18 protein-coding genes are annotated in these 13,474 nt (G+C 48.9%); 16 read left to right on the top strand and 2 right to left on the bottom strand.

The features are described from left to right. Window positions 1-2: 2 nt before the first annotated feature. The 15 genes from CEQ75_RS15680 to CEQ75_RS15610 all read left to right on the top strand — a co-directional run bounded on the left by CEQ75_RS15680 (window position 3) and on the right by CEQ75_RS15610 (window position 12,178). A complete protein-coding gene (locus tag CEQ75_RS15680; RefSeq protein WP_089612029.1) occupies window positions 3-293 on the top strand; it encodes a type II toxin-antitoxin system Phd/YefM family antitoxin in 291 nt (96 codons plus the stop codon). Continuing rightward, entirely contained in the window at window positions 271-588 is a 318-nt protein-coding gene (locus tag CEQ75_RS15675) for a type II toxin-antitoxin system RelE/ParE family toxin (protein WP_089612028.1), read from the top strand. The genes CEQ75_RS15680 and CEQ75_RS15675 overlap by 23 nt, the downstream gene beginning before the upstream one ends. Before the next feature lie 220 nt (window positions 589-808). Then, window positions 809-3,331, top strand: coding sequence for a toll/interleukin-1 receptor domain-containing protein (locus tag CEQ75_RS15670; protein ID WP_089612027.1), 2,523 nt, complete (start codon window positions 809-811; stop codon window positions 3,329-3,331). A 626-nt stretch (window positions 3,332-3,957) separates the two neighbouring features. Next, on the top strand, window positions 3,958-4,287 hold the full coding sequence (locus tag CEQ75_RS15665) for a plasmid mobilization protein (protein ID WP_089612026.1): 330 nt from the start codon (window positions 3,958-3,960) through the stop codon (window positions 4,285-4,287). Further along, window positions 4,287-4,631 (top strand): DUF3848 domain-containing protein, encoded by a 345-nt coding sequence (locus tag CEQ75_RS15660; RefSeq protein WP_089612025.1) that lies wholly within the window; start codon window positions 4,287-4,289, stop codon window positions 4,629-4,631. The genes CEQ75_RS15665 and CEQ75_RS15660 overlap by 1 nt, the downstream gene beginning before the upstream one ends. 3 nt (window positions 4,632-4,634) lie before the next feature. After that, a complete protein-coding gene (locus tag CEQ75_RS15655) occupies window positions 4,635-6,026 on the top strand; it encodes a relaxase/mobilization nuclease domain-containing protein (protein ID WP_089612024.1) in 1,392 nt (463 codons plus the stop codon). Next, complete coding sequence (locus tag CEQ75_RS15650; RefSeq protein WP_089612023.1) at window positions 5,977-6,789, top strand: PcfB family protein; 813 nt, start codon at window positions 5,977-5,979, stop codon at window positions 6,787-6,789. Before CEQ75_RS15655 ends, CEQ75_RS15650 begins: the two co-directional genes overlap by 50 nt. A 6-nt stretch (window positions 6,790-6,795) precedes the next feature. Then, window positions 6,796-7,698: an ArdC-like ssDNA-binding domain-containing protein gene (locus tag CEQ75_RS15645; protein ID WP_089612022.1), complete on the top strand. Its 903-nt coding sequence runs from the start codon at window positions 6,796-6,798 to the stop codon at window positions 7,696-7,698. Between the two features lie 12 nt (window positions 7,699-7,710). Further along, window positions 7,711-7,902: a hypothetical protein gene (locus CEQ75_RS15640; RefSeq protein WP_089612021.1), complete on the top strand. Its 192-nt coding sequence runs from the start codon at window positions 7,711-7,713 to the stop codon at window positions 7,900-7,902. Beyond that, window positions 7,889-9,652 carry a VirD4-like conjugal transfer protein, CD1115 family gene (locus CEQ75_RS15635; RefSeq protein WP_089612020.1) on the top strand — a complete coding sequence of 588 codons (1,764 nt, stop codon included), beginning with the start codon at window positions 7,889-7,891 and terminating at the stop codon, window positions 9,650-9,652. The genes CEQ75_RS15640 and CEQ75_RS15635 overlap by 14 nt, the downstream gene beginning before the upstream one ends. Before the next feature lie 21 nt (window positions 9,653-9,673). After that, window positions 9,674-9,982, top strand: a complete 309-nt coding sequence (locus tag CEQ75_RS15630) for a TrbC/VirB2 family protein (RefSeq protein WP_198306565.1) — start codon at window positions 9,674-9,676, stop codon at window positions 9,980-9,982. 8 nt (window positions 9,983-9,990) lie between these two features. After that, complete coding sequence (locus CEQ75_RS15625) at window positions 9,991-10,218, top strand: hypothetical protein (RefSeq protein WP_089612018.1); 228 nt, start codon at window positions 9,991-9,993, stop codon at window positions 10,216-10,218. Between the two features lie 64 nt (window positions 10,219-10,282). After that, window positions 10,283-11,122, top strand: coding sequence for a VirB6/TrbL-like conjugal transfer protein, CD1112 family (locus CEQ75_RS15620; RefSeq protein ID WP_089612017.1), 840 nt, complete (start codon window positions 10,283-10,285; stop codon window positions 11,120-11,122). Between the two features lie 20 nt (window positions 11,123-11,142). After that, window positions 11,143-11,562, top strand: coding sequence for a DUF4313 domain-containing protein (locus CEQ75_RS15615; protein WP_089612016.1), 420 nt, complete (start codon window positions 11,143-11,145; stop codon window positions 11,560-11,562). 40 nt (window positions 11,563-11,602) lie between these two features. Further along, a complete protein-coding gene (locus CEQ75_RS15610; protein WP_089612015.1) occupies window positions 11,603-12,178 on the top strand; it encodes a hypothetical protein in 576 nt (191 codons plus the stop codon). 48 nt (window positions 12,179-12,226) lie between these two features. Here CEQ75_RS15610 and CEQ75_RS15605 read toward each other — a convergent pair whose 3' ends face one another. Together CEQ75_RS15605 and CEQ75_RS15600 are read right to left on the bottom strand one after the other, a co-directional pair. Beyond that, window positions 12,227-12,637 (bottom strand): hypothetical protein, encoded by a 411-nt coding sequence (locus CEQ75_RS15605; protein ID WP_198306564.1) that lies wholly within the window; start codon window positions 12,635-12,637, stop codon window positions 12,227-12,229. Window positions 12,638-12,796: 159 nt separating this feature from the next. After that, window positions 12,797-13,051 carry a helix-turn-helix domain-containing protein gene (locus CEQ75_RS15600; protein WP_089612014.1) on the bottom strand — a complete coding sequence of 85 codons (255 nt, stop codon included), beginning with the start codon at window positions 13,049-13,051 and terminating at the stop codon, window positions 12,797-12,799. 212 nt (window positions 13,052-13,263) lie between these two features. Between CEQ75_RS15600 and CEQ75_RS15595 the strand changes: the two genes are divergently transcribed. Next, on the top strand, window positions 13,264-13,461 hold the full coding sequence (locus CEQ75_RS15595) for a hypothetical protein (protein ID WP_089612013.1): 198 nt from the start codon (window positions 13,264-13,266) through the stop codon (window positions 13,459-13,461). Window positions 13,462-13,474 lie beyond the last annotated feature (13 nt).

The raw sequence follows: 13,474 nt of genomic DNA, 5'->3' as shown, positions 1-13,474 counted from the left end.
CCATGCAGATTAAACCGTCCGCAAGCATCCGACAGAACTATAATGAGATAGCGGATTTGTGCAGGTCTACAGGTGAGCCGGTGTACCTTACCAAAAACGGCGAAGGTGATCTCGTGGTGATGGATATAAAGGCGTTTACCCGCCGTGAAAAAATGCTGAAGCTGCGAGAAGAACTGCTGGCCGTCGAGGAAGACCGTCTGGCTGGACGCGCCGGAACAACGCCGGATGAACTGGACAGCTATCTGGACAGCATTATTGACGAGGTAGAGCATGGAAAAGAAACCTCAATATAAGGTGCTTGTTTCCGACCGTGCCCGTCAGATGCTGGCGGGGCATGTCCGTTTTCTGGCGCAGAAAAGTCCCTCCGCCGCCCGCAAGATGAAAAACGATCTGATGGACGCCGTCCGCTCCCTTCATCAAATGCCGGAGCGTTGTCCATTTCTGACTGCCGAATTTATACCGCTCAATAAATACCATAAGATGTTCGTTGAAAAATGGTACCTAATTCTGTATCAAATCAAGGATCAGACGGTGTACATTGACTATATTATTGATTGCAGGCAGGATTATGGGTGGTTAGTGAGGTAGATTTCGATATATGGCGCAAATAATTATTGGACCTAAAAATTATGTTGAAGAAAACAGGTAGGAAATTTTTGAAATAAGAAACGGATTTGAGGGATTGATATCAGCAACGATTTTATTAGCAGCTTAGTGAAGGTAGCAATATTAAAACAATCAATGTCTCGTTTCACAGAACATGATGAAGTAGGAGATAGATGGAGTTAAATGTTTTAGGGGGGAAAATATGAAGGTATTTCTTTCACATTCCAGCGTTAATAAAGATTTAGTTAAACTGGTTCATCAAAAGTTGAGTGATAAAAATACTTGGTTTGATGCAGTTGATATATTAAATGGAGAGAAAATTCCAGACAAGATCAATGATGGCATCAATAACGCGACGCATTTTGTTCTTTTTTGGAGCAAACATGCTGCTGATTCCAATTGGGTTAAAGCGGAGTTGAATGCTGCGTTTGTCAAGATGATGTCTGATAAATGTAAGTTCATGATATTTATGTTGGATCGAACAGAATTGCCCGCATTACTGCAACCATATAAATACGATACTATTGATAGTTCTGATTTGGATGGCGCTTCCACAAAAATATGTGAAATTGTATTATCTCAAGAGTCAAACGTTTCGTCGCTTAACAGTTTTGTGAATAGAACTAAAGAGATCGGAGATATTGAAGCAACGACACGAGCAGGATATAAGCTTATCATACTTAACGGCATATTAGGAATCGGGAAATCATCATTAGCCAAAAGAGCTAATGAGTGGATATATGGACAGTATAATAGCAGCATTGTAATAGATTTCGATAGAATTCCCGGAATGGGTGAATTGGTAATTGCGTTGTCTAAACTCACAAACCAATCTATTCCTTATGAGAATATTACTCTTAAGCTTCAAAAAGATAATCTAAGATTTTTTTTGGAATTTATTTCATCAAAGAATATCTTTGTTATTATGAAAGATATTAAAGGATGGCTTACTGAAGATGGTGAACCAAATTCAGACTTATATTTTATAATTGACTTGATTGTTAATACAAAAATGTTTGCAACAATGCCAGTCATAATGACTTCGTCACGTTATGTTGATTTGTCCTATCAATTTAAAGACTCGATCAGACAGCTTCGAATAACGGGTATGGAAGATTCGTTTATTTCATCAATAATTAAAAACAATCTGTCTATCTCTTTTGATGGTTACGATGTTGAAAAAAATTTAGAGTTTGCCAAGTCGATGTGCGGCTATCCATTAGGAGCAAAGTTGGGAGCTTTTCTAGTATCTAATTTTGGCTACAATTACTATTTGAAACAACCAAATAAAGTTAACGAACTGAAAATTGGATTAGCCAAACAACTGATTGCTTATGCAAAAATTTCCGATGAATGCATAAGTTTCATGGAGATTATAGCATTAGTGCAATCAAGGCTTAGAAATGTCGAGTATGTTGAAGTATTTACGGAGTATACGGCTTCTCAAATATCAAATTTTACAAATGAGGCCTTTTTTGCTGGAATATTAAAAATTGATGATGAGGGATGTTACAAATTAGAGCATATAGTCGAAGATTATTATAATGATTTGGCATTTAACAGTAGTAAACGAAATGAACGATGCAATGAATTAGAGAGTTATATTATTGCAAAAATGAGATATTATGAGTCTGATATTAGTAATTATTTCCGCTTGTTGCCAGTAGCCATACGCATATTAGCACTGAATGGAAAAGTAAAGGATGCTGTCAGATTAAGAAGCGAAATGATTTGCACAATTATCCAAGCAATGTGGGATCAATATAATCATCGCGAATATGATGATGCTTTTCGAACAGCGAATGATATCTTAGAAATATCTGATAAATGTTTAGATGCGTTGTATATTAAAGCTTTATGTTATATAAGATTTGAAAAATATCTCGAAGCTACTAAGTTAATTAAAGATTTGATATTATGCGATTCCGAAAACCCGCGTTATTATAATTCTCTTGGTCGAATTGAAAAATATCAGGAGCGTTACGAATCTGCACTTCAATATTTTAGAACTGCATTACAAAAAAAGCAAAGATACATTTCAAGTTATCGTGAAATGGCCGAATGCTATTTATATTTAGGCGATGTGCAACAAGCACGGAACAATATCAATAAAGCCAAAGATATTGATGATACCAACATTTTCGTGATTCTTTTGGAATGTAGAATACTTCAGAAGGAGGGCCGTGGGCAAGAAGCACTTGAATTAATAAGTAGTGAAACCGTTCTTAACGAGGAACCATCGCAAATTATGTTCAGGCGAGGTCGTATACATGATGAAATAGGTGAAACTGATACGGCAATCGAGTGTTATGAGAGTGCTTTGCAATATAATAGTCGACAAATTGATGCTCAGTTATGTCTTCTAAACTACAAAATTTCACATGGAGTAGATTGCACCAAAATAATTGATAAACTTGAGAAAACGCTACGTGGAAAAAGAAAGTTCATTCTTACGAATATAAAAGCTAGATACATTGGATACTATGGCAACGACTTAGATGGTGCGCTTGACTTACTTCAAACAGTTCCCAGTAAATATATTGATAAGCAATGGTATGCTGTGAAAATACAACTTTTAGAAAAATTACATCAAAAGCATATAAGTGCAGATAGGCTGCAATTAGCAGATATGATTTATAAAGAGATGGATTCTGTAAAGAGTGAATTCAAGAAAAAATACAATGAAGATAAGGTGTCTGATGCTTCGCTACTGCCAGATGCATAGTATTTTAATAGTATAATTATCCATAATATAATCAGTTTTTAATTGTTGTTAAAGGTGCTGAAATCAGCGCCTTTTTCTTATGTCCCAAACTCAATAAAAGATGCTTTGTCAATAGATATGAACCTATCAGGGTGTGGAATCAGGGAAACAAGACTCAGCATGTCCGTTAATGTTGATGTGTTGAAGCCAAGAATACGCAACAGGCCGAAGTAATGGTATGCGAAGCAACAGCAACGCAGACTACATTCTCCACGCAGAACACTTTATCGGCGTGGATTTTACCACACAGGAAAAAGAAATGGATGCTCGAAACAAAAATAAAAAGCACCACGGGCAGGAGCGATAACCTCTTGCTTTTTCTCTTTTTCGGCTGGCTGTTTTTGAGAACAATCGTAACCCACACCCAACGAAAGACTGCCGTCTTTCGTTGCAGCAAGCACTGAATTTGGCTAGCCAAATTCGCTTGTTAGGGGCGAAGCCCCTAATACCCCCCCTTCATGTTGTACTCCCCATCAATCAAGAAAAGAGGTGTTATGAATGAACGAGCTTCAACAAAAGTGGCGGGAGGAATTTCGCGGCCTCATCGAGTGCAAGGACATCCATCCTCCGCGAAAGGAGCCGGAACGATGAGAAAACGGAATATCCAAATCATTGTACGGCTAAACGCCAAAGAACAACAGACTCTTGCCAAGCAAGTAAAAAAATCGGGGCTTTCACAGGAAGCATTTATTCGTTCTCTCATCAACGGCTATGTGCCCAAAGAGTTGCCCCCTCCCGACTATTTTTCCATGACGCGAGAGCTTCACGCCATCGGCGGCAACCTGAACCAGATTGCCGCCAAGGCCAATGCCACCGGGCATATTGACAAGACGGTATTTCAATACGAAGCCAACCGGCTCAGAAAGGCGGTCCAGGATATTATAGAGGCGATCACAGCGCCGGAAAGGAGAACCTAATGGATAAGAATACACTACTAATAAACCGTATCCACCGAAACTTTGCGGACTACAAGGCAAAGCTGCTCAAAGTGGACGGCGAAGGCATCTTTGAAAAAGCGGAGGAAATCTCCGCCTATACCCAGGTTCACCGGAATATGACAAAAAATTACAGCTATGAACCGGAGGAACTGGACTACCTCCTGCTGTTTCAAAACCCCCTGGAGGTTGTGACCGACCAATATCAGGAGGAATTCCGGTATGCGGAAAACATGCTTGCGCTTATCGTGGCGAGAATCTGTGATAAGCAAGAGGGCCTTGGGGATTACCCTTTGACGAAAAAACACGGGGAGCCGGAGCGATGACCGATGGCAACCACAGCCATATGGGATGTGACCGACCGCCTTGACCGGGTAATTGACTACGCCGCCAATCCCGAAAAAACCGAGAACCCCGATTTTACCAGTCCCGACTTTCAGGGCTTGCGCAAGGTGCTGAATTATACCCAGCAGGATGTCAAAACCGAAAAGCAGTTCTATGTGACCGGCATCAACTGCGACCCGGCCACCGCCTGCCAGCAGATGGGCCGCACAAAGCGGCAATATCAGAAGCAGGACGGCATCCTGGCCTTTCACGGCTACCAGGCCTTTGCGCCGGGAGAGGCCACCCCCGAAACCGCCCACGCCATCGGCGTGAAGCTGGCAAAAGAGCTTTGGGGCGACCGCTTTGAGGTGGTTGTCTCCACTCATTTGGACAAAAATCATTTGCATAATCATTTCGTCCTGAATTCCGTGTCCTTTAAGGACGGCAAGCGGTACTACGACAACAACGCCACCTACGCCCTCATGCGCAAAACCTCCGACCGGCTGTGCCGGGAACATGCCCTTTCTGTCATTGAAAACCCGCAGCGCGGCAAATCCAAACACTACGCCGAATGGAAGGCCGAGCAGGAAGGCAAACCCACCTGGCGGGGCCTGATCCGGGAGGACGTGGATAAAGCCATTGCCGCAGCCATGACCTTCACGCAATTTATCGCCGCCCTGCGCAAACAGGGATATGAAGTCAAAACCGGTGTGAAACACATGTCGGTGCGTCCTTTAGGCAAGGAGCGGTTTGTCCGCCTGAAAACCCTGGGCGACGATTACACCGAGGAAGCCATCAAACGGCGCATCCTGCAAAACCGCACCCCCAAGCGGCCACCCCCCTTGCCGGAGCCGAAGCGAAAGCAATGTACCTTCAAAGGCTCCCTCAAGACGGCGAAAAAAATAACCGGCCTACAAGCGTTATACTTCCACTACCTCTATAAGATGGGCATCCTGCCCAAGCCCCGCGCGTCCAGCAAACGGACGCATTTTTTATTGCGCGAGGACCTCCGCTATTTGAATGAACTCACCGCCCAGACCAAGCTGCTCTGTAAAAACCATATTTCCAGCAAGGAGCAGCTTGTCGCCTATCGGTCAACCGTAAAGCAGGAAATGATCACCATGTCTGCCGAGCGCAAGTCCCTTTACAACCGCATCCGCCGGTGCGAGGACGAGGAGCAGGCGACAGCCTATAAGGAGCAAATCGCCGGGCTTTCCCAACAAATCAGCCAGCTTCGCAAGGAGGTGAAGCTCTGCACGGGCATCCTGTCCCGTTCCGGGGAGATGCAGGAAAAGCTGTCCCGGATCAAGCAGGAAGAAATCCAGCAACGAAAGGAGGCCAAAGCCTATGAACAGCGAAGCCGCCGCCGCGGACCAAGTCGTCAACATGAGCCTTAAGGGGATCGAGGTAATAGCCAAAATCTCCGGCGAGGGGGCCAAAAACCTCGCCACCTATTTGTATGCCGTTCTCACAGACCAAAAGAAAACCAGGGGCAAAATCCGGCTGGAGGGGCTGTTGCGCAGCGGCAAGGAGCTGAAAGTCTTTGCGGTCAGGAACGAGGACTTGCAGAAATTCACCCAGGAGGCCAAACGCTACGGCATCCTCTATTGCGCCCTCCGTGACAAAAAGGACACGGATGGCATGTGCGACATCATGGTGCGGGCCGAAGACGCCTCCAAGATTAACCGCATCGTGGAACGCTTCAAACTGGCCACCGTGGACACCGCCAGCATCAAGAGCGAAATCCAGAAATCCAAGGCCGCCAGGCAGGAGGAAAAAGCGTCCGCCGAAAAGGAAACGCCCGCCGAAAAAAGCGCGGACGATTTTCTGGACGAACTCCTGGCCAAGCCCGAACAGCCGGAGCCGGACCAGGAGCGGACCGACAACCCAAACCCCACGACGGACCCTACGGCGGCGAAGGCGGAGAAATCCCCTCCGTCCGAGCCTACTTACGAGCGCAGCGGGAAAGCCGCCGGGGGTACGAGTGAGCCGGAACGGAAATCCGTCCGGCAGGAATTGAAGGAAATCCGGGAAGCCCACAGGGAGCAAGCCGAACCCAAACGCGAACGATCCAAAGAGCAATCCAGATCCACAAGCCAGCCCGCCAAATCGGGCCAACCGAAATCCAAAGCCAAAAAATCCAAACCGAAAGAGAGGTAAATCCAGATGAGCAATTTTGACGATCTTTTCCGGCAGGAACAAGGCCAAGCCGCGCCCATAAGCGACCAGCCCTTCGACAAGGAAGCCTGGGCGCAGAAAAAGCAGGAGCAGCGGGAAGTGGTGTACACCATGATCGACGAAACGGCGACAGCCATGGCACGGGACGGGGATACCTTCCAGAAGTATCTGGACGTGCAGAGCCGCTTTGACCGCTACAGCGTTTCCAACGCCCTGCTTATCCTTGTACAGCGGCCAAACGCCACAGTCATTAAAGATTTTGACACCTGGAAGGACCAGGGCGCGTACATCCGCAAAAAGGAATCCGGCTTTTACATCATTGAGCCGGGCGAGGAATATCAACGCCAGGACGGTTCCACCGGCATCAGCTACAACCCTAAAAAGATGTTCGACATTTCCCAAACCGGAAACAGCCGCAAACGGGAAACCCCCATTTATCCCGACGAGCGCACTCGCATCAAGGCGCTGCTGACCCACGCCCCCGTGCCCGTCCGCATCAGCGATACGCTGCCAAGCGGCGTGAACGCCCTGTACCAGCCGGACACGCGGGAAATCCAAATCCGGCGGGGCCTGGACGCCAATCATATTTTCCGCGCTCTCGCCCAGGAACTGGCCCAGGCGGAAATGGACAAAGGCAACGGCAGCTACAACCGCTCCGAGTATGGCTTTCACGCCTATTGTGCGTCGTATATGCTGTGCAAGCAGTACGGCGTGGAAACGAACGGTTTTTATCACTTTGAGGGCGTTCCCCAAAGGCTGGAGACTTTGGAGCCGCAGGAGATCCGTGCCGAGCTTACCACCATCAAGGAAGCGGCGGGCGAAATCTCCGGCCGGATGAACCGGATGCTTAACCAGCAACGGCAGCAAAAACGGCAGGAGCCGGAACGTTAGGAGGGATTGTCCATGAAGGAAGAAGAAAGAGTGCTGACCCTGGACGATTACGAATACGGCGTGGTGGTGAACGCCCTCAATGAACTGCGAAACGACCTGATAAAAGAAGAACGGCCTACCGACGCCGTGGACGAACTTCTTTTGAAAACCATCGACGCCCCGACCAAAAAGCAGAAGCGCAGGAACCACGATGAAACGCGCTGAAACCGCCAAGAGCAATCTCATCCTCTGGGCGGTTTTTTTAATTCCGGTGGTGTGGGCGGCGTTGCTCACCGCCCCTTCCCTTTCCGGCGGGCTGCCTGAAATCCTGGCAAACCTCACGGCGGCGATGAACAATCCGTTTCATATCCAATGGGTGGATAATTCGCTCAAGTGCGTTTTGCTCTTTATCGCCGCCTACGGCATGGGCATTGGGATTTACCTGTCCACCAAGCGCAATTACCGGCCCAGGGAGGAACACGGCAGCGCCCGCTGGGGCGGCGCGGCGGCTGTCGATAAGAAATACCGGGACAAGAACCCGCAGAAGAACAAAATCCTGACCCAGAACGTCCGCATCGGGCTGGACGGCAGGAAGCACCGGCGCAACCTGAATGTCCTGGTGGTGGGCGGCTCCGGCTCCGGCAAGACCAGGTTTTACGCGAAACCCAACGTTATGCAGAACAACACCTCTTTTGTGATCCTCGACCCCAAGGGAGAGATTTTACGGGATACCGGAAACCTGCTCCAAGCCAAGGGCTATGACATCAAGGTGCTGGACCTGATCAACATGCACCTCTCCCACTGCTACAACCCCTTTACCTATTTGCAGGACGACAAGGACGTGCTGAAGCTGGTCACCAACCTGATCCGCAACACCACGCCCAAGGGCAGCAACACCAACGACCCCTTTTGGGAACGCTCCGAAACCGCGCTGCTGGAAGCGCTTATCTTATATCTGCTCTACGAAGCGCCGGAGGATGAGCGAAACTTCCCGATGGTCATGGAGATGATCGCCGCCGCCGAGGTCCGGGAGGAGGACGAAACCTACCAAAGCCCCCTGGACGAGCTGTTTGAGCGGCTGGCCATGCGGGAGCCGGAGCATCTGGCGGTCAAGCAGTACAACATCTTCAAGCTGGCGGCGGGTAAAACCGCCAAGTCCATTTTAATCAGCCTGGGCGTCCGGCTGGAGAAGTTCAACCTGTCCACCATCGCGGGAATCACCACGGTGGATGAAATGAAACTGCCCGCCATGGGGGAGAAAAAGACGGCCCTCTTTGCCGTGATCCCCGACAACGATTCGTCTTTTAATTTCATCGTCGGCATGCTCTACACCCAGCTTTTCCAGCAGCTTTACTACCTGGCCGACCATGTTTACGGCGGCAGGCTGCCCCTGCACGTCCATTTCGTGATGGACGAATTTTCCAATGTCGCCCTGCCGGATGAATTCGACAAGCTCCTTTCCACCATGCGCAGCCGGGAGGTCAGCGTCTCCATCATCCTGCAAAACCTGGCCCAGCTAAAGGCCCTGTTCAAAGATTCTTGGGAGTCCATCGTCGGCAACTGCGATGAGTTCCTCTATCTGGGCGGCAACGAGCAATCCACCCACAAGTATGTGTCCGAGCTTTTGGGCAAGGAAACCATCGACCTGAACACCTACGGCCAGAGTAAGGGCGCCCACGGCAGCTATTCCACCAATTTTCAGTTGTCGGGCCGGGAACTTCTCACCCCCGACGAGGTGCGGATGCTGGACAACCGCTACGCCCTGCTGTTCATCCGGGGCGAACACGCCGTCATGGACGACAAGTACGATATTCTCAAACATCCGAATCTGAAGCTGACGGTTGACGGCGGCGGCCACCTCTACCGGCACGGCACCACGGAACACGCCCTGGACTGGAAAGCCGTGACTTTAAAGGAAGATGGCGATTACGAGCTGCTTTCCGAGGAAGAACTCGCAAGCCTGTCTCCATCATAAAAACGAGGAGGAATGATACGTATGAAAATGCCTGGAAAAACCAAAAGGGTTTTTGCCGTTTGCTGCGCGCTGGCGCTGATGCTGACCCTTTTCGCCGTTCCCGCATACGCGGCCAACGACCCGCTTCAGGTGGTCAACAACCTGTCCGAATTTATCTTCGGCCTGATCCGCGCCATCGGGATGATCCTGCTGGGCTTCGGCATCGTGCAGATCGGCCTGTCGCTGAAATCCCACGACCCAAGCCAGCGGGCCAACGGCTTTCTGACCCTGGCGGGCGGCGTCATCATCACCTTTGCCAAGGAAATTCTTAATCTCATCACAGGAGGTTGATTGCCATCATGTTTAACAAATTCCCGATTGCTGAAAACATGCATATTCATTCCCTGGACGGCGAACTGCGGGAAGCCACCATCCTGGGGAGGCTGGGCGACAACGATTATCTTGCCGAATATAACGGCGTCAGGTGCCATGCCATCTACAACCCCTTTGTCAATCATTTCTATGTGGATGACAAGTCTGGTGTTATCAGGGACAAAAAAACCGGCAGAGACGCACCATGCCGGTAACGATCACGAAAGCAAAGCCCGTGCTTCAGGCACGGGCTTTGCCTTGGAAACGAGGTGAGTTTATTTGGAAAGCAGCAACTGGGTGATTGAGAACCTGAACAGCGCCCTGGGAACCTGGAACGAAAAGCTGGCGGAAATCTGGCAGCTTGTCACCCAGTCCCCCACGGAATTCCGCGGCGGCGGCATCTGGCACGTCATTGCCGATATCCACGGCGCGTTGCAGGCCACCGGCCTGGCCCTGCTGGTATTGTTTTTTGTTATTGGCGTGGTCAAGACCTGCGGCAGCTTTGCGGAGGTAAAAAAGCCCGAACACGCCCTAAAGCTGTTCATCCGCTTTGCTTTGGCGAAAGGCGTTGTGACCTACGGGCTGGAGCTGATGATGGCGCTGTTTGACATTGCCCAGGGGATCATCTCCACCATCATGAGCAGCGCGGGCTTCGGGACCACGACTGAAGCCGTTTTGCCACAGGCCATCGTGCAGGCCGTTGAGGAGTGCGGCTTCTTGATGAGCATCCCCTTGTGGGCGGTGACGATTATCGGCAGCCTGTTCATCACGGTGCTGTCCTTCATCATGATCCTGTCGGTGTACGGCAGATTTTTCAAGCTCTATCTTTATACCGCCATCGCCCCCGTGCCGCTGGCCTCCTTTGCAGGAGAGCCGAGCCAGAGCATCGGCAAATCCTTCCTCAAAGGTTATGCCGCCGTCTGTCTGGAGGGGGCGATCATCGTCCTGGCCTGTGTCATCTTTTCCGTCTTTGCGGCCGCCCCGCCGGTGGTGGACGCCAGCGCCAGCGCCGTGACAATGGTGTGGAGCTATATCGGGGAGCTGGTTTTCAACATGCTGATACTGGTCGGCGCGGTGAAGATGGCCGACCGGGTGGTGCGGGAAATGATGGGACTGTGATAGAAAGAAGGGATTAAAAATTGGATATAAAAACATTGCAATTCCATTGGAAGTATAGGAAGAATCCTATCAAACTGGCAATAGAGGTTCAATCCTATCAAATGAACGGCAATCTCTATATCGGATTGTGGTGGAAAAATAGTGGACAGTTTGAATCATTTACTGACCTGACCGTAAATCTTGGAAACAAGCTAAAACCAAATGAGGCTTATGTTAAGACATTCGGTGAAAACGAAGGCCTGCTGGATTTTATTTTGAAAAACCAGTTGGGAACACTTCTGCCGGAAAAAGGATATTCGGGATTTAACGAGTATTTGAAAATCGCTTTTGACATGGAACGCCTTAAAGAGTTTGACCCGGACGGCGTTAAAAATTATATGGAGTCACACGCCAAAGCGCAAAACAGGTCGGCCAAGAAAAAATCCGACCCGGAGCGGTAAGCCGCAACCACCTCATTATGAATGAACGGAGGAAATCACAATGTCATACGAAAGAACAAAACCGAGCAATGAACCGCTGTCTGCGGAAAAGCTGACCGAAGAATTAAATAAATGTGTGGAATCGCAAACCACTATGAAAGAGGTCAACGCCTATTGGCGCAAGACCGGCACTTGCATGGGAGCGCCCGGTATTACTGAAGCGCAGGCAAAAAAGCTGGACGAGAAAATCGCAGCCACGCGCTATTCGTGGGAAAAGCAGCCCTTTTCCACTTACGACCTTACGAACAACAACAGCAAAATCAAACGGCTGCAACAAAGCCTTGCCGAAGCGTCACGCGGTTTTGAGGGCTGGGAATTTAACGGCGGCCGCGCCGAAGCGAATACTGAAATGAACCGTTTGCAGCTTTTCTTTGATGAAAGGCCGAACGATAACCAACGTGCGCTTCTCAAAGCCAGCGGATTCAAATGGGCCCCGTCACAAGACGCGTGGCAGCGGCAGCTTACCGATAACGCCATCTACGCGGCTGGACGGCTGGACTTTATCAAGCCGTCAGACGGCAGGACGGTACGCGAACACCAGCCGAAAGCTCCGAGCCGGGATACCGGGGCGCGATGATAATGGCAGAATTATAAAAAGGATACCGGACATGAAAATCCGGTATCCTCACATATCCTTGAACGGAACGCCCTCTCCATAAACAACAGGCTCCCCCGTTCTTGGGTCAAGCAAATCCCCCTGTTCGTTAAACTGAACCTTGTCAAGAGGTACGCCCATCTCTCTGGCCCGGCGGATCTGCCACACGACATCATCTTCCATGTATTTCTCGTCCCGTTTGCGCCGTATCGCCTTTATCAGAGACACAATCCAGCTCAACACGGCCAGGCCGAGCAATGAGAACAGGATGATGTACGCCAAAGTCTCATGTTCCACCGCCCACTTGTTCAGCACGGTGCCGAAAAGCAGGAAGCAAAGGACGGGAATCGTCAGCCGGAGCTTTCCTGCCGCTTTGAAGGTGAAAGAAAGAATGAGCAGTCCTACTGTAAGGCAAAGAGAAATGAGGGCCGCGGCTGCCATAATGGTCACTCCTTTCCACATAAACCGTATATTTCCATTATATCACGCGGCACAAATATACAAATAAGACCGAAAAATCGAAGCGACCTCGAACTTGGAAGTTTAACGGGAGCATCAACAGGAAGATGAAGATGGATTATTTTGGCCTATCCTGCGCTTTCAATTATTCCGTTTTTTCCCTAACAATTCTTCAACAGAAATATCCAAGGCTTTCGCAATGGCAACGATCTCATAATCCTGGACCAGACGGTACTGTCCTTCCAGGCGGGAAAGACTCGTCGGGCTGATGTCCAAGCCCACGGTTTGCAATTTCGCCAGAAAATCCTTCTGTTTTATTTTCCTTGCCTTCCGAAGGGCAACAACCTTGGCACCGATCATGTTTTTGTTGCCGGGCGGGTTCTTTCGTGGTTTCATAACCTTCGCACCTCACTGTTCTTCCCATCAATTTTAGGTGAGGATGCAATGGTTTTAATGCGATTATCGCAGTAAAATTGAAAGGAGTATGACATAAAGATGAAACAAAAATTGGTTGTTTCACGGGATACAAGCATATCAAACTGCATTGTGAGTGATAAGGAACATCTTATTTTTATCCGGCTTAAAATCAGGCAAAGAAGACTTCGGCCATGAAAAAGGCGTCTCTCAATGACAGGCTGGAAAAAGAGCAGGAAAAACTGCGCAAACTTGGGGAGGAAGCCTTGAAAAACGGTATCCCCCTCACTCAGGATGAGGAATTTATGGCGCAAAACCGCAAGGTTGACGCTTTGGTAGTCAAGGTAATTAAGGAGAAAGAACGAAACAGGAAAAAACAGCAGGAACGATAAGGCAATTGTTGTA

Source organism: Dehalobacterium formicoaceticum, from assembly GCF_002224645.1.
Classification (GTDB): domain Bacteria; phylum Bacillota; class Dehalobacteriia; order Dehalobacteriales; family Dehalobacteriaceae; genus Dehalobacterium; species Dehalobacterium formicoaceticum.
The sequence above is the reverse complement of the archived record's forward strand: the minus strand, read 5'-3'. Positions and strand labels throughout refer to the sequence as shown.

Excerpts from the sequence above, each read along its gene's own strand:
- CEQ75_RS15610 (WP_089612015.1), top strand. The coding sequence starts at position 11,603 with ATGTCATACGAAAGAACAAAACCGAGCAATGAACCGCTGTCTGCGGAA.
- CEQ75_RS15675 (WP_089612028.1), top strand. The coding sequence starts at position 271 with ATGGAAAAGAAACCTCAATATAAGGTGCTTGTTTCCGACCGTGCCCGT.
- CEQ75_RS15660 (WP_089612025.1), top strand. The coding sequence starts at position 4,287 with ATGGATAAGAATACACTACTAATAAACCGTATCCACCGAAACTTTGCG.
- CEQ75_RS15670 (WP_089612027.1), top strand. The coding sequence starts at position 809 with ATGAAGGTATTTCTTTCACATTCCAGCGTTAATAAAGATTTAGTTAAA.
- CEQ75_RS15635 (WP_089612020.1), top strand. The coding sequence starts at position 7,889 with ATGAAACGCGCTGAAACCGCCAAGAGCAATCTCATCCTCTGGGCGGTT.
- CEQ75_RS15625 (WP_089612018.1), top strand. The coding sequence starts at position 9,991 with ATGTTTAACAAATTCCCGATTGCTGAAAACATGCATATTCATTCCCTG.
- CEQ75_RS15630 (WP_198306565.1), top strand. The coding sequence starts at position 9,674 with ATGAAAATGCCTGGAAAAACCAAAAGGGTTTTTGCCGTTTGCTGCGCG.
- CEQ75_RS15640 (WP_089612021.1), top strand. The coding sequence starts at position 7,711 with ATGAAGGAAGAAGAAAGAGTGCTGACCCTGGACGATTACGAATACGGC.
- CEQ75_RS15595 (WP_089612013.1), top strand. The coding sequence starts at position 13,264 with ATGAAAAAGGCGTCTCTCAATGACAGGCTGGAAAAAGAGCAGGAAAAA.
- CEQ75_RS15600 (WP_089612014.1), bottom strand. The coding sequence starts at position 13,051 with ATGAAACCACGAAAGAACCCGCCCGGCAACAAAAACATGATCGGTGCC.
- CEQ75_RS15645 (WP_089612022.1), top strand. The coding sequence starts at position 6,796 with ATGAGCAATTTTGACGATCTTTTCCGGCAGGAACAAGGCCAAGCCGCG.
- CEQ75_RS15650 (WP_089612023.1), top strand. The coding sequence starts at position 5,977 with ATGAACAGCGAAGCCGCCGCCGCGGACCAAGTCGTCAACATGAGCCTT.
- CEQ75_RS15665 (WP_089612026.1), top strand. The coding sequence starts at position 3,958 with ATGAGAAAACGGAATATCCAAATCATTGTACGGCTAAACGCCAAAGAA.
- CEQ75_RS15655 (WP_089612024.1), top strand. The coding sequence starts at position 4,635 with ATGGCAACCACAGCCATATGGGATGTGACCGACCGCCTTGACCGGGTA.
- CEQ75_RS15680 (WP_089612029.1), top strand. The coding sequence starts at position 3 with ATGCAGATTAAACCGTCCGCAAGCATCCGACAGAACTATAATGAGATA.
- CEQ75_RS15605 (WP_198306564.1), bottom strand. The coding sequence starts at position 12,637 with ATGGCAGCCGCGGCCCTCATTTCTCTTTGCCTTACAGTAGGACTGCTC.